This is a genomic window from Pseudoalteromonas simplex (genome assembly GCF_015278155.1).
Classification (GTDB): domain Bacteria; phylum Pseudomonadota; class Gammaproteobacteria; order Enterobacterales; family Alteromonadaceae; genus Pseudoalteromonas; species Pseudoalteromonas simplex.
Genome location: NZ_JADILN010000004.1, coordinates 234,325 through 256,275, shown reverse-complemented (window position 1 = coordinate 256,275; position 21,951 = coordinate 234,325). Strand labels below are relative to the sequence as shown.

18 protein-coding genes are annotated in these 21,951 nt (G+C 41.6%); 11 read left to right on the top strand and 7 right to left on the bottom strand.

Going from position 1 to position 21,951, the window contains the following annotated elements; translation table 11 throughout:
* Window positions 1-86: 86 nt before the first annotated feature.
* Window positions 87-1,967: a methyl-accepting chemotaxis protein gene (locus IRQ78_RS10440; protein ID WP_194442049.1), complete on the top strand. Its 1,881-nt coding sequence runs from the start codon at window positions 87-89 to the stop codon at window positions 1,965-1,967.
* Between the two features lie 101 nt (window positions 1,968-2,068).
* Here IRQ78_RS10440 and IRQ78_RS10435 read toward each other — a convergent pair whose 3' ends face one another.
* The 5 genes from IRQ78_RS10435 to priA form a co-directional block, all read right to left on the bottom strand.
* On the bottom strand, window positions 2,069-2,443 hold the full coding sequence (locus IRQ78_RS10435; protein WP_194442048.1) for a gamma-butyrobetaine hydroxylase-like domain-containing protein: 375 nt from the start codon (window positions 2,441-2,443) through the stop codon (window positions 2,069-2,071).
* A gap of 76 nt (window positions 2,444-2,519) precedes the next feature.
* The gene (hslU, locus tag IRQ78_RS10430; RefSeq protein ID WP_054552817.1) at window positions 2,520-3,848 is read right to left on the bottom strand and encodes an HslU--HslV peptidase ATPase subunit; all 1,329 of its coding nucleotides are present in this window, start codon (window positions 3,846-3,848) and stop codon (window positions 2,520-2,522) included.
* 11 nt (window positions 3,849-3,859) lie between these two features.
* Complete coding sequence (gene hslV, locus IRQ78_RS10425; RefSeq protein ID WP_054552816.1) at window positions 3,860-4,378, bottom strand: ATP-dependent protease subunit HslV; 519 nt, start codon at window positions 4,376-4,378, stop codon at window positions 3,860-3,862.
* Between the two features lie 80 nt (window positions 4,379-4,458).
* Window positions 4,459-4,986, bottom strand: a complete 528-nt coding sequence (locus IRQ78_RS10420) for an SPOR domain-containing protein (protein WP_130167267.1) — start codon at window positions 4,984-4,986, stop codon at window positions 4,459-4,461.
* Between the two features lie 16 nt (window positions 4,987-5,002).
* Window positions 5,003-7,183, bottom strand: a complete 2,181-nt coding sequence (priA, locus tag IRQ78_RS10415) for a primosomal protein N' (RefSeq protein WP_194442046.1) — start codon at window positions 7,181-7,183, stop codon at window positions 5,003-5,005.
* A gap of 233 nt (window positions 7,184-7,416) precedes the next feature.
* Here priA and rpmE point away from each other — a divergent pair, with 233 nt between their 5' ends.
* Window positions 7,417-7,632 carry a 50S ribosomal protein L31 gene (rpmE, locus tag IRQ78_RS10410; protein WP_036973208.1) on the top strand — a complete coding sequence of 72 codons (216 nt, stop codon included), beginning with the start codon at window positions 7,417-7,419 and terminating at the stop codon, window positions 7,630-7,632.
* A gap of 535 nt (window positions 7,633-8,167) precedes the next feature.
* Window positions 8,168-9,409 (top strand): malic enzyme-like NAD(P)-binding protein, encoded by a 1,242-nt coding sequence (locus tag IRQ78_RS10405; RefSeq protein ID WP_054552813.1) that lies wholly within the window; start codon window positions 8,168-8,170, stop codon window positions 9,407-9,409.
* A gap of 99 nt (window positions 9,410-9,508) precedes the next feature.
* Here IRQ78_RS10405 and metJ read toward each other — a convergent pair whose 3' ends face one another.
* Window positions 9,509-9,829, bottom strand: a complete 321-nt coding sequence (gene metJ / locus IRQ78_RS10400; protein ID WP_036973203.1) for a met regulon transcriptional regulator MetJ — start codon at window positions 9,827-9,829, stop codon at window positions 9,509-9,511.
* Window positions 9,830-10,053: 224 nt separating this feature from the next.
* Between metJ and metB the strand changes: the two genes are divergently transcribed.
* Complete coding sequence (gene metB, locus IRQ78_RS10395) at window positions 10,054-11,313, top strand: cystathionine gamma-synthase (protein WP_054552812.1); 1,260 nt, start codon at window positions 10,054-10,056, stop codon at window positions 11,311-11,313.
* A gap of 4 nt (window positions 11,314-11,317) precedes the next feature.
* Window positions 11,318-13,663 carry a bifunctional aspartate kinase/homoserine dehydrogenase II gene (metL, locus tag IRQ78_RS10390; RefSeq protein WP_194442045.1) on the top strand — a complete coding sequence of 782 codons (2,346 nt, stop codon included), beginning with the start codon at window positions 11,318-11,320 and terminating at the stop codon, window positions 13,661-13,663.
* A gap of 83 nt (window positions 13,664-13,746) precedes the next feature.
* Here the strand turns inward: metL and IRQ78_RS10385 are convergent, their stop codons facing one another.
* Complete coding sequence (locus tag IRQ78_RS10385) at window positions 13,747-16,257, bottom strand: penicillin-binding protein 1A (protein ID WP_054552810.1); 2,511 nt, start codon at window positions 16,255-16,257, stop codon at window positions 13,747-13,749.
* Between the two features lie 132 nt (window positions 16,258-16,389).
* On the opposite strand from IRQ78_RS10385, the gene IRQ78_RS10380 reads away from it, so the two are divergent.
* The 6 genes from IRQ78_RS10380 (at window position 16,390) to aroK (ending at window position 21,935) form a co-directional block, all read left to right on the top strand.
* Complete coding sequence (locus tag IRQ78_RS10380) at window positions 16,390-17,469, top strand: pilus assembly protein PilM (RefSeq protein ID WP_054552809.1); 1,080 nt, start codon at window positions 16,390-16,392, stop codon at window positions 17,467-17,469.
* Window positions 17,457-18,029, top strand: a complete 573-nt coding sequence (locus IRQ78_RS10375; RefSeq protein WP_054552808.1) for a PilN domain-containing protein — start codon at window positions 17,457-17,459, stop codon at window positions 18,027-18,029. The genes IRQ78_RS10380 and IRQ78_RS10375 overlap by 13 nt, the downstream gene beginning before the upstream one ends.
* Window positions 18,019-18,624, top strand: a complete 606-nt coding sequence (locus IRQ78_RS10370) for a type IV pilus inner membrane component PilO (protein ID WP_054552807.1) — start codon at window positions 18,019-18,021, stop codon at window positions 18,622-18,624. The genes IRQ78_RS10375 and IRQ78_RS10370 overlap by 11 nt, the downstream gene beginning before the upstream one ends.
* Window positions 18,621-19,157, top strand: a complete 537-nt coding sequence (locus IRQ78_RS10365) for a pilus assembly protein PilP (protein WP_054552806.1) — start codon at window positions 18,621-18,623, stop codon at window positions 19,155-19,157. Before IRQ78_RS10370 ends, IRQ78_RS10365 begins: the two co-directional genes overlap by 4 nt.
* A 22-nt stretch (window positions 19,158-19,179) precedes the next feature.
* Complete coding sequence (locus IRQ78_RS10360) at window positions 19,180-21,237, top strand: type IV pilus secretin PilQ (protein ID WP_371351972.1); 2,058 nt, start codon at window positions 19,180-19,182, stop codon at window positions 21,235-21,237.
* A 179-nt stretch (window positions 21,238-21,416) separates the two neighbouring features.
* Entirely contained in the window at window positions 21,417-21,935 is a 519-nt protein-coding gene (gene aroK / locus IRQ78_RS10355; RefSeq protein ID WP_036973192.1) for a shikimate kinase AroK, read from the top strand.
* The last annotated feature ends 16 nt before the right edge of the window (window positions 21,936-21,951 follow it).

Below are 21,951 nucleotides of genomic sequence, written 5' to 3'. Positions count from 1 at the left end.
TGTGCGACAAGTTTAATCACTTTTTATTAGCTGCTTTAGATAGTTTAGCTATACTCTTAAATGCATGTTTCTATAGGGCACTTTGAATGAATGTATTACAAAACTTAACTATTAAGCGTCGTTTGCAATTAAACGCGCTCGTTGTTGGTCTTGCAATGATTGTGATGCTGTGTGTAATTATCCTTGAGTCGCGCATGATGCTAAAACTCAATGAAACAATTCAAAATGCGGAGGAACTTGATATTCATGAACTTGCAATGCGCAAGCATGAAAAAAACTTTTTGTTTTATAAAGATGTCGAAAGTCTTGAGCTTTTTGAAAAAGAGTATGCACAGCTTAAAGTTAAAATGGCACGTCTTGACGAGCTAGTTAATGACTTATCAATGGAGTCAGCAAAACTTGATGAATTTAGAAGCTTAGCGAAATTGTATTACGATGACTTTAATGAAGTTGTTGTGTTGCAAAAGAAAATTGGTTTGCATCCTAAAGATGCGTTGTATGGTGAGCTACGTGGAGCCGTGCATCAAGTTGAAACCTTACTCAGTGAACGTGAAAACTATCAGCTATTAACCTTGATGCTGCAGCTTCGTCGCGCAGAGAAAGACTTTATGCTGCGATTTGATTTGAAGTATCTGGCTAAATTTGATGATTTAGTCAGTAATTTTCAGTCTGAAATTAAAAATGCAGGATTTGAAATTGGCTATGAGAAGCAATTACTTAGTAACTTGGCTACTTACCAAGTTAAATTCAAAGCGCTTGTCGATGCACAGGTGACTCTAGGATTAGATCTAGACTCAGGTGCACTAGGTGAAATGAAGCGAAGTGTAGAAAAGAGCGATGCGATTGTTAATCAATTAACAACGGAAACTAAGGCTTTTGTTGAGTCTAGCGCCGAGCGAGCGCAACTCATTGCGTTGCTTGTTTTCATTGTCGCCAGCGTTTTGGTCATGCTGTTAGTCTATTTTACTAGTCGTTCAATCATTATGCCTATTGAGCGTGTATATCACACGATTAATGAAATACGTCGCAGTAATGATTTAAGTATGTCTATTGAGCAGTCAGGTAAAGATGAAATCACCACGATGACAGTTGACTTTAATAGCTTGATTAGTGACTTTAAAAAGCTAATTTACGAAGTCAATACCGCTCTAGGCACACTCAATGTGGCAACAGAGCATTTATCTGAAACGACAGCGGCAACTAGCTCTGGTATGCAAGAGCAACTTCATGAAGCTGATATGGTTGCTACTGCTGCAACAGAAATGCAGGCGACGATTCAAGATATCTCTCACAATACTGAAGCAGCAGCGAAAAAAGCAGAGTCGACTAACTTAAGTGCGCAGCAAGGTCGTTCTGAGGTTGAATCAACGGTAGTGCAAATTAATCACTTATCAGACTCACTCGGTAATGCGTCAAGTGTGGTGTCGCAATTAGAAAAAGACGCTGAAACGATTGGCTCTGTACTGGATGTTATTCGTGGCATTGCTGAGCAAACAAACTTACTGGCACTCAATGCGGCTATTGAAGCGGCGCGTGCTGGTGAACAAGGCCGTGGTTTTGCGGTAGTAGCAGATGAAGTTCGCTCACTTGCGCAGCGTACTCAAGATTCAACACAAGAGATCGAGAGCATCATTTCGACCTTACAAGGGCGTACGCAAGAAGTGGTGAGCATTATGCAGCAATGTCGTACGCAAGGTGGCGAAAGTGCAGCACAGGCAAGTAAAGCCGGTGAGTTACTTCGTTCTATCACCGAGGATGTACAAACCATTATGGATATGAGCACTCACATTGCCACAGCGATTGATGAGCAAAGCCAAGTGGCTTCTGAGGTGAATAAAAACGTGGTTCGTATTCGTGATATCGCCCAAGAGGCATCGGGTCACGCAGCGACTAATGCGCAAACTAGCGAAGAAGTATCAGAGCAAGCGCGTGTGCTTTATCAAGCAATCGATAAGTTTAAAGTTTAATAATTACTTGATACTTTATATATAGACAAAGGCGCGGTGACGGTGTTGTCATCGCGCTTTTTTGTTTTTAGGTGTGCTTTATCGAGGCATTTTGATAGGTATTAAGGCACAAACTTAATAGGCACGCTGTCTTTACTTGCTTCGTGCTCAGAGACTCTCGTTTGGTATTTCTGCCAAAGCTCATCATGGTTAGCTTGCAGCTCACTTAAATAGTGCCAGCTGAATAAACCGCTATTATGATTATCGCTAAACACCAGTCGAATCGCATAATGACCAACCGGCTCAATTTTACTAATTCCTACTTGTTGCTTACCAAGTACGAGTTTCATTGGTTCATTGCCATGACCTTGTACTTCAGCAGAAGGTGAGTGAACACGCAAAAATTCAGCACTAAATTGAGCAATAGTCTGATTATCAAAATGAACATCTAATACTTTACTAACGCTGTGATAATGCACTTTAGTGACTTCTTTCATGTCAGCCTCGAATCTACGATTTATAAACTAAAAAGCCTCCAACTGGAGGCTTTTAATTATAACGCTAATTTGTTGATTAAAGAATGAAGCGACTTAAGTCTTCATCTTCAACAAGTGCACCTAAATGCTGCTCAACGTAATTGGCATCAATTGTCAGTGTTGAACCTGCTTTTTCTGAAGCATCAAATGAAATTTCTTCCATTAGTTTTTCCATCACTGTGTGCAAGCGACGGGCACCGATGTTTTCGGTTTTTTCATTAACTTGCCATGCCGCTTTTGCGATACGTTCAATGGCATCATCAGTAAACTCAACGTCAACTTGCTCTGTTTTTAACAGCTCACGTTGTTGCTCAGTTAATGAAGCATGAGGCTCAGTTAAGATACGTTTAAAGTCATCAGCACTTAGTGCTTCAAGCTCAACGCGAATTGGTAAACGACCTTGTAGCTCAGGGATCATGTCTGATGGTTTAGCCATTTGGAATGCACCAGATGCGATAAATAACATGTGGTCAGTTTTAACCATACCGTGCTTAGTGCTTACTGTTGAACCTTCGATTAATGGTAGTAAGTCGCGTTGTACACCTTCACGGCTAACATCTGGGCCAGATGCTTCACCACGTTTACAGATTTTATCGATCTCATCGATAAACACGATACCGTTTTGCTCTACTGCGAAGATAGCTTGCTCTTTTAACTCTTCAGGGTTAACAAGCTTTGCTGCTTCTTCTTCAACTAATAGCTTAAATGCTTCTTTGATTTTTAGCTTACGCTTGCTGCGCTTATCGCCACCCATGTTTTGGAACATGCTCTGAAGCTGGTTGGTCATTTCTTCCATACCAGGAGGAGCCATGATCTCAACATTTGGCTGAGCTTGTGCAACATCGATATCAATTTCTTTATCGTCTAACTGACCTTCACGTAATTTTTTACGGAAAGATTGGCGAGTAGAAGAGTTCTCTTCTGTCTTTGACTCACCAAAGGTATCGCGTGCTGGTGGTAAAAGAGCATCTAAAATACGCTCTTCTGCCGCTTCTTCAGCGCGATGTTTGAATTTTTTGGTTTGCTGTTCACGCGTCATTTTAATTGAGATATCAACTAAATCGCGGATGATCGTTTCTACTTCTTTACCAACATAGCCCACTTCGGTGAACTTTGTTGCTTCAACTTTAATAAAAGGCGCATTAGCAAGTTTAGCTAAGCGGCGTGCAATTTCAGTTTTACCCACACCAGTTGGACCAATCATTAAAATGTTTTTAGGTGTTACTTCTGCACGTAAATCATCGCTCAGTTGCATACGGCGCCAGCGGTTACGTAGCGCGATTGAAACTGCTTTTTTAGCTTTAGCTTGGCCAATAATATGTTGATCAAGCTCGTGAACGATTTCTCTTGGCGTCATCTCAGACATGGCAGTTCCTATTACAATTCTTCAATAGTTTGGAAATTATTCGTGAATACGCAGATGTTGCCTGCAATCGTTAGGCTCTTCTCTACAATGTCACGTGCACTTAGGTCGGTGTTTTCTAGTAGCGCTGTGGCTGCTGATTGTGCGAAGTTACCACCACTGCCAATCGCAATTAGGTCGTTTTCTGGCTGCACAACATCACCGTTACCTGTAATAATTAATGAAGCAGTTTCGTCTGCAACTGCTAATAGTGCTTCGAGCTTTCTAAGTGCACGATCACTACGCCAATCTTTGGCCATTTCAACGGCAGCCTTGGTTAAGTTGCCTTGGTGCATTTCTAGTTTGCTTTCAAATCGTTCGAAAAGGGTGAAGGCATCAGCAGTACCGCCAGCGAAACCAGCGATTACTTTGCCGTTATAAAGACGTCGAACTTTGCGGGCGTTGCCCTTCATTACGGTGTTACCAAGTGAAACTTGGCCGTCGCCACCAATAACGACCTTGTCGTCGCGGCGTACACTTACAATAGTGGTCATGATTATTCCTCATCATCGAGCGGCAAGGCCGCTCGTAAAAAGCGATTGATGAGGTGTTTATATGGGTGAATGAACTAAAATCAAGTCCAAAGCCAAATTCCGCAGCCCATTATTTTGATGCGTTTAAGTTTATTCTTGTCACTTTCGGCTAAACGTTTGGTTTCGTATGGGCCTAAGCGCACTTTATACCAAATACCATTGCTGCCCTCAGTTTTCTTCACTTCGGCCACTAAGCCGGCAAAAGCAATTTTAGCTTTTAATGTTTGTGCTTGCTCTAATGTTCTAAAAGAGCCGCATTGCATTACATATGGGCCTTTTTGTTCAATCTCTTTTACTTCAACCTGAACTTCGTGCTCTTTAATCTCTTTGATAAATTCAGGTGTCTTAGGTGGTGGAATAACTACTTCTTCTTTTTTAGTAGGGTTTGCTTGCTGCTCTACTAACTCAGGATCAGCATTATGTTTGATATACCATAGGCCGTAACCAAACCCGCCTACTAAGATAAGCGCAATTAAAACAAGAATAATAGGGAAAGGCTTTTTCGCCGGGGCTTGTTTTTTATTATTTCGATTTGCTGGTTTTTTATTTATGTAATCGTGCTGTGCCATGACTCTTAATTGGCCTTTAAATCATATCTATAGGATCGACATCTAAGCTCCAACGCACCTTTTGCGCTAATTTACTGGTACTTATATAGTCGACCATTTGCGCTAAATATTGGTGTAAGTGGGAGCGTTCCTGCGCCTGAATATGTAACTGAAAGCGATATTTACCTGCCACACGTTCTAGTGGTGCGGGTATCGGACCGAGCAATTGTATACCAGATACGTTCTGGACAGGAACCAAATCAGTTAAAAAATCCATCACTTGATTTATGTTATGTCCTTCGGCACGCACCATAGCCATATTTGTGATTGGTGGAAGTTGCGCGTCTACTCGTTCTGTCAGTGCGTAACGGGCAAAATCTTGGTAACCATTATTAACTAAGTCTTGCAGTAGCGGGTGCTCAGGAAAGTGAGTTTGTAATAATACTTGCCCAGGTTCACCACTGCGACCTGCACGGCCTGCCACTTGCGTAACAAGTTGCGCTAAATGTTCAGTGGCGCGAAAGTCACACGAATATAATCCACTGTCTACATCTAGGATTAAAACAAGGCTAACATCGGCAAAGTGGTGGCCTTTTGCCAACATTTGCGTGCCAACTAAGATGCGCGCACCGCCTTGGTTAATATCATCAAGGGCTTTTTCTAAGCTGCCTTTACGACGAGTTGAATCTCGGTCGATACGACTAATCGGAATGTCAGGGAAGGTTTGTGTTAAAAACTCTTCGATTTGTTCAGTGCCTTTACCATTTGGAAAAATCTGCGTACTGCCACAATCAGGGCATTGATGAGGCACTTGGTGTTGTTCACCACAGTGGTGACAAATCATCTGGCCAATGGCTTTATGAAAGGTTGCACTGGTGCTGCAACGTGAGCACTCACTTAGCCAACCGCACTCATGGCATATAAGGGTAGGCGAAAAACCACGACGGTTTAAAAACACCATCACTTGCTTACCACGTTCTAAATGCTGGCGCATATAGGCAAGGCTGGCATGGGCAATCCCTGCTTGCTCAGGCTGACCTTTCATGTCCATTAATTGGAACTGGTTATCAGTACTGGTTTGGGCCCGTTCAGTGAGGCTCAACAGCTGATATTTGTTATTAATTGCTTTATGTAAGGTCTCAAGTGCTGGTGTGGCACTGCCTAGAACGAGCGGAATATTATGTTGGTATGCTCTATAAGCGGCTAGGTCTCTAGCATGATAGCGCAATGTATCTTGTTGCTTAAACGAGCTGTCGTGCTCTTCATCAACGATGATCATGCCAAGTGATAAAAAAGGTAAGAAAATACTTGAACGTGTGCCGATCACTATGGCGCAGCTGCCTTTTTCACAAAAACGCCAAGTTTGTAAGCGTTCGTTATCTGTTAGTGCTGAGTGCCATAGCATAATTGGGGTATCGGGAAAGCGACGACGAAAGCGGTTGACAGTTTGGGGTGTTAAGCCAATTTCAGGCACTAATACTAAGGCTTGCTGACCTTTTTTCAGTACTTCTTCTAGGCATTGCAAATACACTTCGGTTTTACCACTTCCGGTAACTCCTTCAAGCAAAAAGCTTGTAAAGCCACGAGCTTGGTTAATGCTGGTGCAGGCAACAGCTTGCTCTTTATTAAGCACCGGCTTGCTACCGACAGTCGGCGCGCGTTGCTGCCATTGGTTATCATGCTCAATAAACTGGGTGATCAGTTCTTTATCAAGCAGACTGTCGATGGTTTTTTTTGTAAATCCGAGCGCTTTTAATTCTGTGACCGATGACTTGCCCGACTCGGCTAGCTGTTTTAATAAACTTAACTGAGTTTTTGCTTTTAATGACGGCAGTTTTGCACCTTTATCGGTCAGCTCAACCATATTAATACTGGTTTTATCTGGGCATTCGCCTTGCCTTAATGCAGCCGGAAGTGCCGTATGAATGGTCTCGCCCAATGGGTAACAGTAGTAGCGTGCTGTGAATTTTAGTAATGCTAAATGTTGTTCAGATAACACTGGCGTGTCGTCTATAACATCAATAATCGGCTTGATTTTGTCAGCGGGAACATCGGTTGATGTTTTAAGAGCCAGTACCACGGCAACCTTTTTTTGACTACCAAATGGCACGCGAACCCGCATACCTGGCTTTAACTCAGGGCTATGCAGCAGCTGTTCAACTTTATAATCGAAGGTACGCTGTAAAGGGACTTTTATGGCAACTTCTACAAAGTGCATAACAACTCAACTGAAACAAAGATAGAAAGATAATGTACTAAAATTGCAGTTAAAAACCTACCAACAAATACTGAACAACAGACCACTTGGTTATTTTTTTAGCGAAAGATGTATTTAAAGCTTGTCGTAAGGCGTCTTGAGCTATAAAATACGCGGCCTATTAATTGTATTAACTGCGTATGGTGCCAGACTTCGGGTTTGGAGAGCGATACGGCCTTAACTAGAGGTTCCCTATGAAAGAAGGTATTCACCCTAAGTACGAAGCTATCACTGCAACTTGTTCATGTGGTAACAAATTCGAAACTAGCTCAACTCTTTGTAAAGACATCCACTTAGACGTATGTTCTGAGTGTCACCCGTTTTACACTGGTAAGCAAAAGATTTTAGACACTGGCGGCCGTGTTGATCGTTTCAACAAGCGCTTCGGTGCACTTAGCAGCAAGAAGTAATCTCTGCTGTTTAGTTAAAAAAAGCACCTTAGGGTGCTTTTTTTATGCCTAAAATTTACAAAACTCATTATTAAAGCTGCCACTTACTTATCGTCTTCACTTATGTATCTTGCATAACTATTTCTGGTTGTTATGCCCATTATGTCGCTAATTTTGCAGACAAAGCGCCACCCCTTGGCTATATTCTTTGTTGTATAAACTTTCATAAAAGTTATTAAAAATAAGAAATTTAAATAACTTTGTTAGTAAATGCTGTGAACTTCGTTGAAATAGCTGTTTTGGGCTAATTTCGGCTAATTGCAGTGTACGTGCGTATAAAATACAACAACACGTGCTTAAAAGATCATAAATAGATGAATTTTTATGTCTGATTAATCGCAACTATGCGCAGAAATTGTTGGGAAATCCTTTAAAATTAAGCGATATAGCATATAACAGGATAGACCTGATAATACTTGGAATTTTTATACATTACAGGTATCGTACTGATGCAAGCTCTCTCACTTTTTAACTTTTTGCAGGATACTATCGCGTTATGTCAGATTTTCGTGAACAAGCATTACATTACCACGCTCACCCCGTTCCAGGTAAAATTAGTGTTGAACTAACCAAGCCAGCCGAAACGGTTAACGATCTCGCTTTAGCTTATAGCCCAGGTGTGGCTGAACCAGTCCGTGAAATTGCTGCTGATCCAGCAAACGCCTATAAATACACAGGCAAAGGCAACATGGTTGCAGTTATTTCAAACGGTACCGCAATTTTAGGTTTAGGTAACTTAGGTCCGCTTGCATCAAAACCTGTAATGGAAGGTAAAGCCTTACTATTCAAACGTTTTGCTGGCCTTGACTCAATTGATATTGAAGTTAAACACCGCACAACAGAAGATTTCATTAATACGGTTGCTAACATCGCTGATACGTTTGGTGGTATCAACCTAGAAGATATTAAAGCACCAGAATGTTTTGAAATCGAAAAAGCGCTTATCGAGCGCTGTGATATTCCCGTTTTCCACGATGACCAACATGGTACCGCTATTGTTACAGCTGCTGGTATGCTTAACGCCCTTGAAGTGCAAGGCAAAGATATCGAAGATGCTATCATCGTATGCTTAGGTGCTGGTGCTGCTGCTGTTGCTTGTATGGAGCTTTTAATTAAGTGTGGCGCACTGCGTGAACACATTTATATGCTTGACCGTAAAGGTGTGATCCATACACGTCGTGATGACTTAAACGAGTATAAGCAATTATTTGCTAACAATACCGATAAGCGTACATTACAAGATGTTATTGCTGATGCCGACGTATTCGTTGGTGTATCAGGTCCTAATCTGTTAACTGCAGATGATCTTAAGCTGATGGCAGACAAGCCAGTCGTGTTTGCATGCTCAAACCCAGATCCTGAGATTGCTCCAGAAGTTGCACACAGCGCGCGTAACGATTTAATTATGGCAACGGGTCGTTCAGATTTCCCTAACCAAGTAAATAACGTGCTTTGTTTCCCATTCATTTTCCGTGGCGCGTTAGATGTTCGTGCAACGGCAATTAATGATGAAATGAAAATTGCTGCAGTTCATGCTATTCGTGGCATCGCGAAAGAGCCTGTACCAAGTGAAGTATTAAAAGCGGCTGGCGTTGAGTCACTTGAGTTTGGTGCCGAGTACATCATTCCTAAGCCCATGGATCCGCGTTTATTACCACGTATTGCACGTGCTGTTGCTGAAGCGGCAGTAGAGTCGGGTGTGGCGCAAATCGATATGCCAGAAGATTACATGCGTTAAACTAAATTAGCCTTAGGTATAACGCTCAATAAAAAACTCAGCCTAGGCTGAGTTTTTTTATATCTGCGATTATCGGCGGTGATCCGATGGCCGAAATACTTATTCTGAATCAAGCACTGGGATATCTAATCCCATTTCTTGCATAATTCTTTTAACTTCTTCAGGTACCTTTTCAGGGTTGTCTTTACGTAGGTCGTCATCATTTGGTAATGGTTGACCTGTAAAAGCATGTAAGAAAGCTTCACACAATAACTCACTGTTCGTCGCATGACGCAGGTTATTGATCTGGCGGCGTGTACGCTCGTCAGTTAATACTTTTAATACGTTAAGTGGGATTGATACGGTAATCTTTTTTACTTGTTCTGATTTTTTACCGTGTTCTGCATATGGGTGAATGTATTCACCGTTCCATTTAGCCATAAGTTGTTTCGTTGCCTCGGTTGTCAGTGATTTACGCCTTATTCACAGCGCAAGATGCGGAAATTCTATCTCTTTAAAAAAGATAGTCAAATACTAGTTATTTGGCCATCTAGTGGTGTAAATGTATAAACTTCTATGTGTAAGCGATAAATGCTTTGACTTCTCATATTTGATCATCTAACCTTTTAGACGTCTAAACATCCAATTAAAGAATAGGTGATGAAATGAGCGAAAAAAATAAAGCGACGATTGCTGTTCGTCACGGCATTGAAGCCGATAAACATCATGGTGCGGTTGTGCCTCCTTTATACTTATCAACCACCTATTCGTTTGCTGATTTTGATACTAAGCGCCAGTATGACTATGGTCGCAGCGGTAATCCAAATCGCGATATCTTAGCTGAAACCTTAGCTGAGCTTGAAGGTGGTGCTAAAGGTATTATCACTGCAACAGGTATGTCTGCTGTGCATTTAGCCACTCAGCTGTTAAACAGTGACGACACGTTAGTGATCCCACATGACTGTTATGGCGGTAGTTATCGTTTATTCACCTCGCTTGAAAAGCGTGGCCTGTTAAAACTAAAAGTTTTGGATTTAACTAAATCTGAAAATCTCCAAGAAATTTTAGCGATTAAACCTAAGTTGATTTGGATTGAAACGCCAAGTAACCCAATCTTGCGTTTAACAGATATTAAAGCAATCACTAGTATTGCTAAGCAGTGTGGTGCTTTGGTTGCGGCTGATAACACCTTCTTATCACCTGCATTACAAAACCCAATTGAGTTTGGTGTTGATATTGTTGTGCACTCAACCACTAAATACATCAATGGTCACTCTGATGTAGTGGGCGGTGCAGTGATTGCTGCAACGCAAGAGCTAGGCGACGAGCTTGCTTGGTGGGCGAATAATATCGGTATTACTGGTGCACCATTTGACAGCTACTTAACGCTTCGTGGTTTACGTACTTTAAATGTACGCCTAAAGCAGCACCAAGAAAATGCCTTTGCCATTGCTGAGTATTTAGAAAGCTCTCCTTATGTGAGCCAAGTTTATTACCCTGGCCTTGCTTCTCACCCACAACATGAGCTTGCTAAAGCACAGCAACGCGGTTTTGGTGGCATGGTGAGCTTTGATATTAAAGGCGACATCAACGATGCTGCTGCGTTTTTAACAAGCCTTAAAGACTTTAGCCTTGCTGAGTCGTTAGGTGGGGTAGAAAGTTTGATTTGTCACCCTGCAACAATGACCCACGCAGGCATGGAGCCTAAAGCACGTCTTGAAGCTGGTGTGGGCGATACCTTGATCCGTATTTCTGTAGGCATTGAAGACGTAAAAGATCTCATTGCTGATTTAGACCGTGTTTTCAATTTAGTTAAGCCAGGTCAAGGACTGCAAGTTACAAAAGCTGAAGCTAAGCAAGCACAGCAAGATACACAACAAAACGCGTCATTTAAGTTAACGCCAGCACATACGGCATTGTGGTAGAAAAATGGTAAATATTGTTCATAAATTTGGTGGCTCAAGCTTAAGCTCGGCAGATCGTTATCATGCGGTAGCGAACATCGTTCTTGCTAATACTGAGCAGGGCGATTGCGTCGTTGTGTCGGCATCGGGTAAAACAACCGATACCCTGGTAAAGCTTTGGCAAAGTTACCAGCAGCAAGATAGCCAAGCTGTTAGCGATATTCTATTGCTTATTGATAACAATCAACGTGCGCTTATTGAGCAGCTACTTATAGGGCAGAATAAACAACAGGCGTTGGCACAGTTAAAAGATGAACTTGCTGTATTAAATGAATTAATTAGTCAGCAGCAGTTACTTGAAGCCCCTTTACTTGCTCATGGTGAAGTGTGGTCGGCGCGGTTATTGGCTGCTTATCTAAATCAGTTAGGTGTCGATTCGCAAGATGTTGATGCAAGACAGCTATTTACTCTAAATGGTGGCCAGCTTTTACATCAAAAAAACCAACAGCAATGCAGTGATGCGATTAGCAGAACACATATCAACGTAGTAACGGGTTTTATAGCTGCAGATTGCCAAGGTAATACGGTGACATTAGGCCGTAATGGCAGTGATTACAGTGCCACTTTGTTAGCGAGTTATACTTTTGCCAAGCAAGTGTCTATCTGGACAGATACACAAGGGGTATTTAGTACTGACCCTCGTAAAGTTAAAAATGCGGTTAAGTACGCCAAAGTATGCCGCGAGCAAGCTAACTTATTAGCGCGTTTAGGTAACCCAGTATTGCATGCAAAAACCTTGTCGCCGTTAAAAGACTCAGAAATTAAATTAGTGGTAAGAAGTAGCTTTGATTGTGATGCAACGCCAACCGAGGTAGTAAAAGAAGGTTATAGTAAAGCAAAACGTTTTATTACGACCTTAGATAACATCGATTTATTACGGGTTGATAAACTAAGCAGTGGTGAAGTCGGTGAGCTTAGTCAGTTAATTCAACACAGCCTGCATCACTTTACTAAAGAGGGCGATACTTACTTATTAGTGCCAGGTCAAAGCACTCACCAAGTTGTCAGCCACTTAGCGGGCCGTGCAAATATTGTCGAGTCAAATTTAAGTGGTTGTGCAGTAGTTGCCCCAACAGCTGATGTATCTGCGCTAACAGAGCAAGCCACAGCGCTTTTAAAAGAGCAAAGTATTCATCCTCGTTTTGTACAACAAGACGATAACTATGTGTTGATCTTAAACGATCAGGCAATTGATAGTGATGTTTTAACTCTTCTACATGACAAGCTGGTAAACAAAGGTCAAGAGTTGGCCATTATCGTTGCTGGCCTTGGTAATGTGGGCGAAGTGTTCTTATCGCAACTACAAGCTCAGTTTGCGCGTTTATCTGCTCAGTACAAAGTAAAAGTAGTTGCTCTTTTACGCTCTAAACAAATGCTTTTTAGTGCCAGTGGTTTAAATACCGAAACATGGCAAGAGCAGTGGCATAACGAAGCGCAAAGCTACGACAAAGCTGAATTATTAGCACGTATCAATGAACTAGATTATGAGCACAAAGTGGTGATTGATATCACTGCCAGTGAGGCGTTCAGTCAGTTATACCCTGACTTTGTTGAACTTAACTGTCATTTGATCAGTGCAAACAAATATGCGGGTACTGCTGCGAATGGTTGGTATCAAAACCTACGCACTAATTTGGCTGAGCGAAACTTGTTGTGGCGTTATAACACCAGTGTGGGCGCAGGTTTACCGATTAACTTTGCTTTAGCTGATTTGCAAAATAGCGGAGACAGCATTAACCGTATTGAAGGGGTATTCTCGGGTACTTTATCGTGGTTATGTAGCAGTTACGATGGTAGCGTGCCGTTTTCAGATTTAGTGCTTCAAGCTCAGCAAATGGGCTATACAGAGCCAGATCCTCGTGAAGATTTATCTGGCCGTGATATGCAGCGCAAACTACTAATCTTAGCACGAGATCTAGGTCTTGATTTAGAGCTTGATGACATTGCTTTGACACCACTAATGCCTGAACAGCTTGCAGCAGGAAGCTGGCAAGATTTCCTTGCAAACAAACAGCTACTTGATGAATTTATGACAGAAAAAGCAGCGCAAGCAGCAGCTGAAGGTAAAGTAGTGCGCTACACCGGTGCTATCACACTCTTAGATGGTAAGGTTCAGGCTCAAGTTGGTTTAGTCAATGTTGGCAAAGATGATGTATTAGCAAGCCTTAAACCGGGCGATAACATCTTTGTGATCAATTCACAGTGGTATACAGATAATGCATTGGTGATCCAGGGTCCAGGAGCGGGTAAAGAAGTCACTGCCGCTGGGGTTCACTCAGACCTGTATTGGCTGGTAAATAACCTAAAATAATTTTGCTGATCTTAGTTTAAATGGCTAAGCAAAAAGCGCCCCAAGGGCGCTTTTTTATTGTTTCAAAATAGCAACTTAGTTATTTAGAACAACTCTTCCTCTGTGCTGAGCTTTTCTTCAAATACGTCTGTTGGTTGATCGAGTACGTACTTAGTTGGTGCAGTGCCTTTAATGAAGTATTCAAAACGACTGGTGTAATCATTTTTGTGACTCAATAGACCTGTTGCTAAGTCGATTCGAACCGATACTAAACCTTCAGGAAGCTCAATAGGTGCTTCTGGCATACCATCAAGGGCTGCACGCATAAAGTCGACCCATGCAGGTTGCGCGGTTTTAGCGCCGGATTCTGCACCTGATATTTGCGATTTATCGAGGTTGCTATTGTAAGTCGAGCGGCCTAGCGCTTTTCCAGGGTTATCAAAACCAACCCATACAGAGGTCATTACATTGCGATTAAAGCCACTGAACCATGTATCAACAGAATCATTGGTGGTACCTGTTTTACCAGCTAAATCACGACGATCAAGTGCTTGTGCACGCCAGCCTGTGCCACTCCAGCCTGTTTTATGGGTCCAACTACCGCCCCCCCAAATTGCACTGTGCATAGCTTGCGAAATTAAAAATGCATTTTGCTTAGAAATGATACGAGGCGCACAGCGAGGTGTTTTCGTTATCTCTGCTTCAGTAAAACTCTGTTGATTCTGGTTAAGAGATGCAAACTCAGGGGTTACAGTTTGCTTAGGCGCATCACAAGCAAGTTCTGGCTCTGTTTTGAATAAAACAGTACCCGCCGAATCCTGAATTTCAGAAATAAAGTAAGGGGTAATTAAGTGGCCGCCATTGGCGAATGTACTCATACCGCGGGCTAGTTCAAGTGGAGTGATTGAAGCGCTACCGAGTGCGAGTGATTCACTGCGGTTAATATCGTTATTCAAAAAGCCAAACTTAAGCAAATGATCGGCTGTACGCTCAAGGCCAACACCACGTAATAGGCGCACCGAGATTACGTTCTTCGATTGTGCGAGTGCTCTGCGAATACGTATAGGACCATTATAAACCGCAGGGCTGTTCTTAGGGCGCCATGCCACACCTTGGCTTTTATCCCATTGATTAATTGGTGCATCATTCAAAATAGAAGCAAGAGTATAGCCATTCTCAAGTGCCGCTGAATAAATAAATGGCTTAATGTTTGAGCCTACTTGGCGTTTTGCTTGAACTGCGCGATTGTATTGGCTTTGTTCAAAGCTATAACCACCGACAATCGCTTTAATGCGACCATCTTGTGGGTCAAGTGAAACAAGTGCGCTCGATGCTTCTGGTACTTGGCTAAGGATATAGCTTTCATCTGCATTTTTACGCAGCCAAATTTGCGCTCCCGCTGATAAAATTTCGGTAGCTGTTTTTGGTGCAAAGCTTTGACGGTAACGCGTAATATATTTACGCGCCCATTTTAGACCATCCCACTCAACAGTGACTTGTTCACCGCTTTTTAATAGCACATCAATTGATTGTTCAGCGACGTTGGTGACAACACCTGCTAATAGCGGACCAAATTCTTTGACATCTTTTAATTTAGATAAGATCTCTTCTTGGCTAAGAGGGCTTTCATTTTCGCTGTCCCATAACTGAGCCGCAGCACCACGGAAGCCATGACGCATATCGTAAGCGTGTAGGTTATCAACAATCGCATCTTGAGCAGCCTGTTGAATGTTAGAGTCAACGCTGGTGTAAACTTTAAAACCAGTATTATAGGCGCGCTCGTGACCATAACGAGCTACCATTTCAGCACGAACCATCTCTGAAATATACGGGGCATAGACTTCAATTTCTGCGCCGTGAAATTTTGCAGTAATAGGTGCGTTAATTGCCTCTTCATATTCGCTTCGAGTGATGTACTTTTCGGTGTACATACGACCTAATACGACATTTCGACGAGCCTTTGCGCGAACTGGGTTACGAATAGGGTTAAGTGCAGAAGGTGCTTTAGGTAGGCCTGCAATCATCGCCATTTGCGCTAAAGTTAACTCGTTTAAATCTTTGCCATAGTAAACTTGCGCAGCTGCACCAATACCAAAGGCGCGATTACCCAATTCGATTTTGTTTAAGTATAATTCGAGAATTTCGTCCTTAGTTAAAATACTTTCAATGTGAAGAGCTATGAAGATCTCTTTAACTTTACGGATATATGCTTTTTCTCGGGTTAAGAAGAAGTTACGGGCAAGCTGCATGGTTATCGTACTTGCGCCTTGTTTCTTTTCACCGGTAGATATGAGTACAATGGCTGAGCGAACTATACCAATTGGATCAATGCCAATATGTTCATAAAAGCGATTATCTTCTGTTGCTAATATTGCATCGATTAATGGTTGGGGTATTTGATCTATTGTTACTGGAATGCGGCGTTTTTCACCAAATTGATTGATCAATAAGCCATCTCGTGAGAAAACTTGCATAGGTGTCTGTAACTGAACGTCTTTTAAAACCTGAACGCTAGGAATGTCGGGTTTAACGTAATAGTATAGACCAACTAAAGTGATTAGTCCTAAGAATGAGCAGATGATAATAAATTGTAAAGTTCGCTTTAATAAAATCACTTATATTTTCCCTAAATGGACTCCCAATTAGAATCGGAGACTGCTAGTATATATTGATTAAAAAATGAATAATATTTTTTCAGATAAAAATTATAACTTGTTTATTATTAAAACAAAGGCCAAGTTGCAAACATGCTAAGTCAGCTATTTAAAAAGCCTTCATCTATGATGGTAGGGATCGACATCGGATCACACTGTATAAAGGCAGTGTTATTGCAGGAGACAGACGCTGGTTTGCGGCTTGAAGCACTAGCTATTGAACCTATGCCTAAAGGCGCTATGTCTGAACGTTCTATTCAAGACATAGAAGCAATAGGTAATGTTATCGCGAAATTAAAAAGAAAAATACCTAAATCCGTACAACGCGCTGCTGTTGCAGTGTCTGGGCAAACCGTGATCACAAAAGTAATTTTTATGGATGTATCATTAACTGATGCTGAACTTGAGTCACAAATTGCTATTGAAGCAGACAGCTTAATTCCTTACCCCCTCGACGAAGTTAATATCGATTTCGAAAAACTGGCTATCAACGAAGCGGATCCAAGTAAAGTTAATGTACTTCTTTCGGCAGCGCGAACTGAAAGTGTGCAAGCTCGTGTAGGTGCTCTTGAAACAGCTAACTTAAAAGCGGCAGTGGTCGATGTAGAAAGTTATGCCCTCAGCCGAGCAATGGATGTTTACTATCAACAGTTGCCAAGCGATGCTTACAATAAGTGTGTCGCTGTGGTTGATATTGGTGCTGTTCTGATGTTGGTTAGTGTGGTGCAAGAGGGTGAAACAATTTATACCCGTGACCAAGTATTTGGCGGCGATCAATATACTAATAGTATCGTTGCTTATTATAATAAAAGCTTTGATGAAGCTGAAATAGGTAAAACAACTGGGGATTTACCACCAAATTATACTTTTGAGGTGTTAGCGCCATTCCAAACATCACTATTGCAGCAAGTAAGACGCGCAGTACAAATGTTCTTAACAACCAGTGGTAAAGAGCAAGTTGACTATATTGTTCTAACGGGTGGCACAGCTATGATTGATGGCCTTGACAGGCTTTTAATTGAAGAACTGGGAATCCATACGGTGGTTGCTGAGCCATTTGCAAACATTGAAATCTCCGCAAAAGTGGATCGGAATATGCTGCAGCGTCACCGAACTCAGTTTGCAATAGCCACAGGACTGGCATTAAGGAGCTTTTCATCATGCCACATATAAATTTACTGCCCTGGCGAGAACAGCAAAGAAAAGACTCACAGAATAAATTTATAACTGTGCTTTTTTCTGTTGTTGTTGTCAGCTTTATCAGTATGTATCTATTGAGCTCTTTTTACAGCGGCCTTCGTCAAGGCCAAGATGCAAAGAATAACTTTTTAAATACTGAGATCGCTCTTTTGAATCAACGTATTAGGGAAATTAATGAGCTTGATAAAAAGAAAGAAAACTTACAGCAACGAATGCGTTTAATTGAAGAGCTGCAAAGTAGTCGTAACTTAGGTACACAAATCATGGATGAAGTTGCGAAAATAGTCCCTGCAGGTGTCTATTTGACTAAGTTGGAGCGCCGTGGTGACCAAATTCATGTAACAGGTCGTAGCGAATCGAATAACCGCTTATCGACCATGCTACGTCAAGTTCAAAGTTCTTATTTACTAGAGCGCCCAGTAATGCAAGGCATTGTTGCAGGTGAGCAGACATCAAGGCTATTAAGTGACTTTAATATGGATTTTTATGTTAAACCGTTTGATCAGATAGGTGAGGCGCGTAATGAACCTTGATATCAAATCGTTAACTGAAATAGACTGGAATGAAATAGAGCTCGAAAACATGGGTGATTGGCCCATTGCTGTAAAAGCGTTATGTTGTGCTTTTGTAGCTGCAATCGTGTTGTATTTTAGTTATAGCTTATTGGTGTCTGATGAGATTGCCAGCTATCACAGCGCCGTAGCAAAAGAAACTGAGTTGCGTAACACTTACAAGCAAAAATATGCTTTAGCGAGCAACTTAGAACTGTATCGCCAACAAATGGTAGAAATGGAAGAGAAATTTTCTCAACTATTGAAGCGCTTACCTACCTCGAATGAAACACCTGGGTTGCTTGATGATTTATCTTATGTTGGAACGACAAGTGGTTTAACCTTCTTAAAAATTGGTTGGTTACCTGAAATTGAAAAAGAATTTTATACAGAGCTACCGATAAAAATTGAGGTGGTGGGTACTTACCATGAATTCGGTGAATTCGTTGGCAAAGTAGCACAGTTACCGCGTATTGTTAGTTTGCATGATTTTACAATTCAAACTTTAGGTAATGGCGAGCTTACTTTTAGTGTTGTAGCCAAAACATATCGTTACGAGGGGGGCACTAAAAAATGAAGAAGCTTTCCTTAGTTATATTAATGAGCTTTGCGTTAGCCGCTTGTAATGATGATACTGCTGAGCAAAAAGAGTTTATCGATCAGGTAAAAGCTAGCACAACGCCGAAAGTTGAACCGATCCCACAGATAGCGCAATTTGAATATTTTGAATACAGTGCAGGTAGACTTCGCAGCCCATTTGTTGCTCCGAAGCCTGAGATTATTCAAAATAACCTTGTGCAGGTGAAGAACTGTCTTCATCCTGATCCAAATCGAGTTCGCCAACCTCTTGAGAAATACCCATTAGATAATTTGCTTATGAAAGGTACCATAGGCCGAGCTGGCAATACTTGGGCACTCATCAAAGCGGCAGATGAAACGCTTTATCGCGTAACCGTAGGTAATTACATTGGTTTGTATCATGGTGAAATAAAAGAAGTGCACGACAATTACATAGAATTATTAGAATTAATCCCTGATGGGGCTGGTTGTTGGAAAGAGCGTCTGACAAAGCTAGAAATGTTAGAGGCGGATACAAATGGTGCAAGTTAATCTTATGAAAGGTAAAAAAAATATGCATAAAGGAATGGCTTGGTTTAAAAACATGCATAAGTTCATGTTAGCTGCACTTGCTTTTTTAATAGCGCAGTCAGCAGTTGCGGCACCTTTACTATATGATGTGCGTTATAACCCATTAATGAAAGGCGAAACACAACTACAGCTTGTGTTTGATGAGGCACTGACATTCGAACCAAAAGTCCAGGTGTATAACTCACCAGCACGCATCGAAATGTTATTCAGTAATGTAGGTGTTGATAATGAAATGCGTGATGTACCTGTGAACCAAGCAGGTATTCAGCATGTAACAAGCACCATGACCGCTGATGGTTTGAAGGTCGTTGTATCGTTAGATAAATTAAAAATCTATAAAACGTTCGCTAAAGATAACATCCTAACGCTGCATGTTTCTGATAACCCAATTAGTGGAGACGAAATAGCGGATCCACTCTCAGCAGCCAATAATTATATAAATACAGTTCAGTCGATAGATTTTCGTCGTGGTGAAAAAGGCGAAGCAAGGCTGTTAGTATTTTTACAAGACACGCAAGCAGCTATAGATGTTCACGAAAGTGGTGGCAAAATTATTGCTGAGTTCCACCATACTGATATTCTCGATGATCTACTTTATCAGCTTGATGTGATGGACTTTGGCACAGTCGTTAGCAATATTGAGACGTTTAAAGAAGGCAATATGACACGTATCGTGGTTGAGCCAAACGCTGCATTTAAATTCACTCATCAGCAAATTGAGAATATTTTTACTTTAACTGTCGAAAAAGATGATACACAACGCGCTTACCTTGAAGGGGGAATTGAGTATCAAGGACGTCCAATGACGTTAAACTTCCAAGATATTCCCGTGCGTTCAGTACTGCAAATAATCGCAGGTTACAATGAATTTAACTTAGTAACGAGTGATTCTGTTACAGGCAATATTACTTTACGACTAGAAGGAGTCCCTTGGGATCAAGCTCTTGACGTAGTATTGAAAGTGAAAGGCTTAGATAAGCGCATGGATGGCTCTATATTAATGGTCGCCCCTTCTGAAGAGTTGGCTGCCCGAGAAGCTAAAGAACTTAAAGCTAAGCAGCAAGTTGAAGACTTAGAACCGCTTTATAGCGAATATATTCGCCTTAACTATGCAAAAGCAGAAGAGTTTGCAGACCTATTGAAAACAGACACAAATAGCATTATCTCAGCGCGAGGAAGTGTTTCTGTTGATAAACGAACGAACACTTTGCTGATCAAAGACACTGCAAAAAGCATTGAAAGTGTGCGTCGTATGGTTGAGACCCTAGACATTCCTGTTAAGCAAGTCGTGATTGAATCACGTATGGTGACAGTGAATGATAATGTGCAAGAAGACTTGGGTGTTCGTTGGGGTATTAGTGACGTAGGAAGCGATGGTGCTATTTCTGGCTCTTTAGAAGGCGCTGGCGGCATGTTTGGTGCGGGCTCTTACGATAATATTCCAAGTATTTCTGATCGCTTAAATGTCAATTTACCGGTTTCAAGCCCTGCGGGTAGTATTGGTGTGCAAGTCGCTAAGCTAGCCAATGGCACTATTTTAGATTTAGAGTTAAGTGCGCTTGAAGAAGAAAACCGCGGCGAAATTATCGCAAGCCCACGCATCACGACGGCTAATCAACAAAAAGCACGTATTGAGCAGGGTACAGAAATTCCATACGTTGAAGCTGCATCTAGTGGCGCAACGACAGTAACATTCAAAAAAGCGGTATTGAGCTTAGAAGTAACGCCTCATATCACACCTGACAACAAGGTGATTTTAGACTTAGTAATTACACAAGATACTCGTGGTGATACGGTACAAACGCCAACAGGCTCTGCTGTGGCGATCAATACCCAAGAAATCCAAACCCAAGTATTAGTAGAAAATGGTCAAACAGTGGTGCTTGGTGGTATCTTCCAGCAGCAAATCGTTAACTCAACTAAGAAAGTACCATTGTTAGGTGATATTCCTTATTTGGGTGTGCTGTTTAAAAGCACGAGTGAATTTAACGAGAAGAAAGAGTTGTTAATCTTCGTAACCCCTAAAATTCAAATTGATTAAGTGATTTTTTCTTAAGCAACGAGCAATTAGCATTTTTAATTGCTCGTAATCTGGCTTTTTATGCTAATTGACTTGAAATACCCAAGCAATTACTGAGATAATCCCCTCCTTAATTTTGGGGCCAGGTCGTTAGGCGGGGTTTTATTTCAAATTTTAGAGTTCGTTTGTACTAAAAAGATATGGCTGAGAAACGTAATATATTTCTAGTGGGCCCTATGGGGGCTGGCAAAAGCACAATTGGTCGTCACATTGCTGACCAATTACACCTTGAATTTTTCGATTCAGATCAAGAGATCGAGCGTCGTACTGGAGCAGACATTGCTTGGGTATTCGATCTTGAGGGTGAAGAGGGCTTTCGACTTCGTGAAGAAACTGTAATTTCAGACCTAACTGAGATGCAAGGTATCGTTCTTGCAACAGGTGGTGGTTCTGTGATCAGTAAAGAAGTACGTAACAAGCTTTCTGCTCGTGGTATTGTTGTATACCTTGAGACACCAATCGAAAAGCAAGTTGCACGCACACAGCGCGACAAGCGTCGCCCATTATTGCAAACAGAAGAAGCACCGCGTGATGTACTAGAGCGCTTAGCTGAAGAACGCGAACCGTTATACAAAGAAGTTGCTGATTTTGTTGTCCGCACTGATGAGCAAAGCGCGAAAGTTGTTGCTAATCAAATCATCGAGAAATTAGATTTTTAAAAACCAATAATAAAAA

Coding starts and splice junctions, on each gene's coding strand:
- IRQ78_RS10440 (WP_194442049.1), top strand. CDS start 87: ATGAATGTATTACAAAACTTAACTATTAAGCGTCGTTTGCAATTAAAC.
- IRQ78_RS10435 (WP_194442048.1), bottom strand. CDS start 2,443: ATGAAAGAAGTCACTAAAGTGCATTATCACAGCGTTAGTAAAGTATTA.
- hslU (WP_054552817.1), bottom strand. CDS start 3,848: ATGTCTGAGATGACGCCAAGAGAAATCGTTCACGAGCTTGATCAACAT.
- hslV (WP_054552816.1), bottom strand. CDS start 4,378: ATGACCACTATTGTAAGTGTACGCCGCGACGACAAGGTCGTTATTGGT.
- IRQ78_RS10420 (WP_130167267.1), bottom strand. CDS start 4,986: ATGGCACAGCACGATTACATAAATAAAAAACCAGCAAATCGAAATAAT.
- priA (WP_194442046.1), bottom strand. CDS start 7,183: ATGCACTTTGTAGAAGTTGCCATAAAAGTCCCTTTACAGCGTACCTTC.
- rpmE (WP_036973208.1), top strand. CDS start 7,417: ATGAAAGAAGGTATTCACCCTAAGTACGAAGCTATCACTGCAACTTGT.
- IRQ78_RS10405 (WP_054552813.1), top strand. CDS start 8,168: ATGTCAGATTTTCGTGAACAAGCATTACATTACCACGCTCACCCCGTT.
- metJ (WP_036973203.1), bottom strand. CDS start 9,829: ATGGCTAAATGGAACGGTGAATACATTCACCCATATGCAGAACACGGT.
- metB (WP_054552812.1), top strand. CDS start 10,054: ATGAGCGAAAAAAATAAAGCGACGATTGCTGTTCGTCACGGCATTGAA.
- metL (WP_194442045.1), top strand. CDS start 11,318: ATGGTAAATATTGTTCATAAATTTGGTGGCTCAAGCTTAAGCTCGGCA.
- IRQ78_RS10380 (WP_054552809.1), top strand. CDS start 16,390: ATGCTAAGTCAGCTATTTAAAAAGCCTTCATCTATGATGGTAGGGATC.
- IRQ78_RS10375 (WP_054552808.1), top strand. CDS start 17,457: ATGCCACATATAAATTTACTGCCCTGGCGAGAACAGCAAAGAAAAGAC.
- IRQ78_RS10370 (WP_054552807.1), top strand. CDS start 18,019: ATGAACCTTGATATCAAATCGTTAACTGAAATAGACTGGAATGAAATA.
- IRQ78_RS10365 (WP_054552806.1), top strand. CDS start 18,621: ATGAAGAAGCTTTCCTTAGTTATATTAATGAGCTTTGCGTTAGCCGCT.
- IRQ78_RS10360 (WP_371351972.1), top strand. CDS start 19,180: ATGCATAAAGGAATGGCTTGGTTTAAAAACATGCATAAGTTCATGTTA.
- aroK (WP_036973192.1), top strand. CDS start 21,417: ATGGCTGAGAAACGTAATATATTTCTAGTGGGCCCTATGGGGGCTGGC.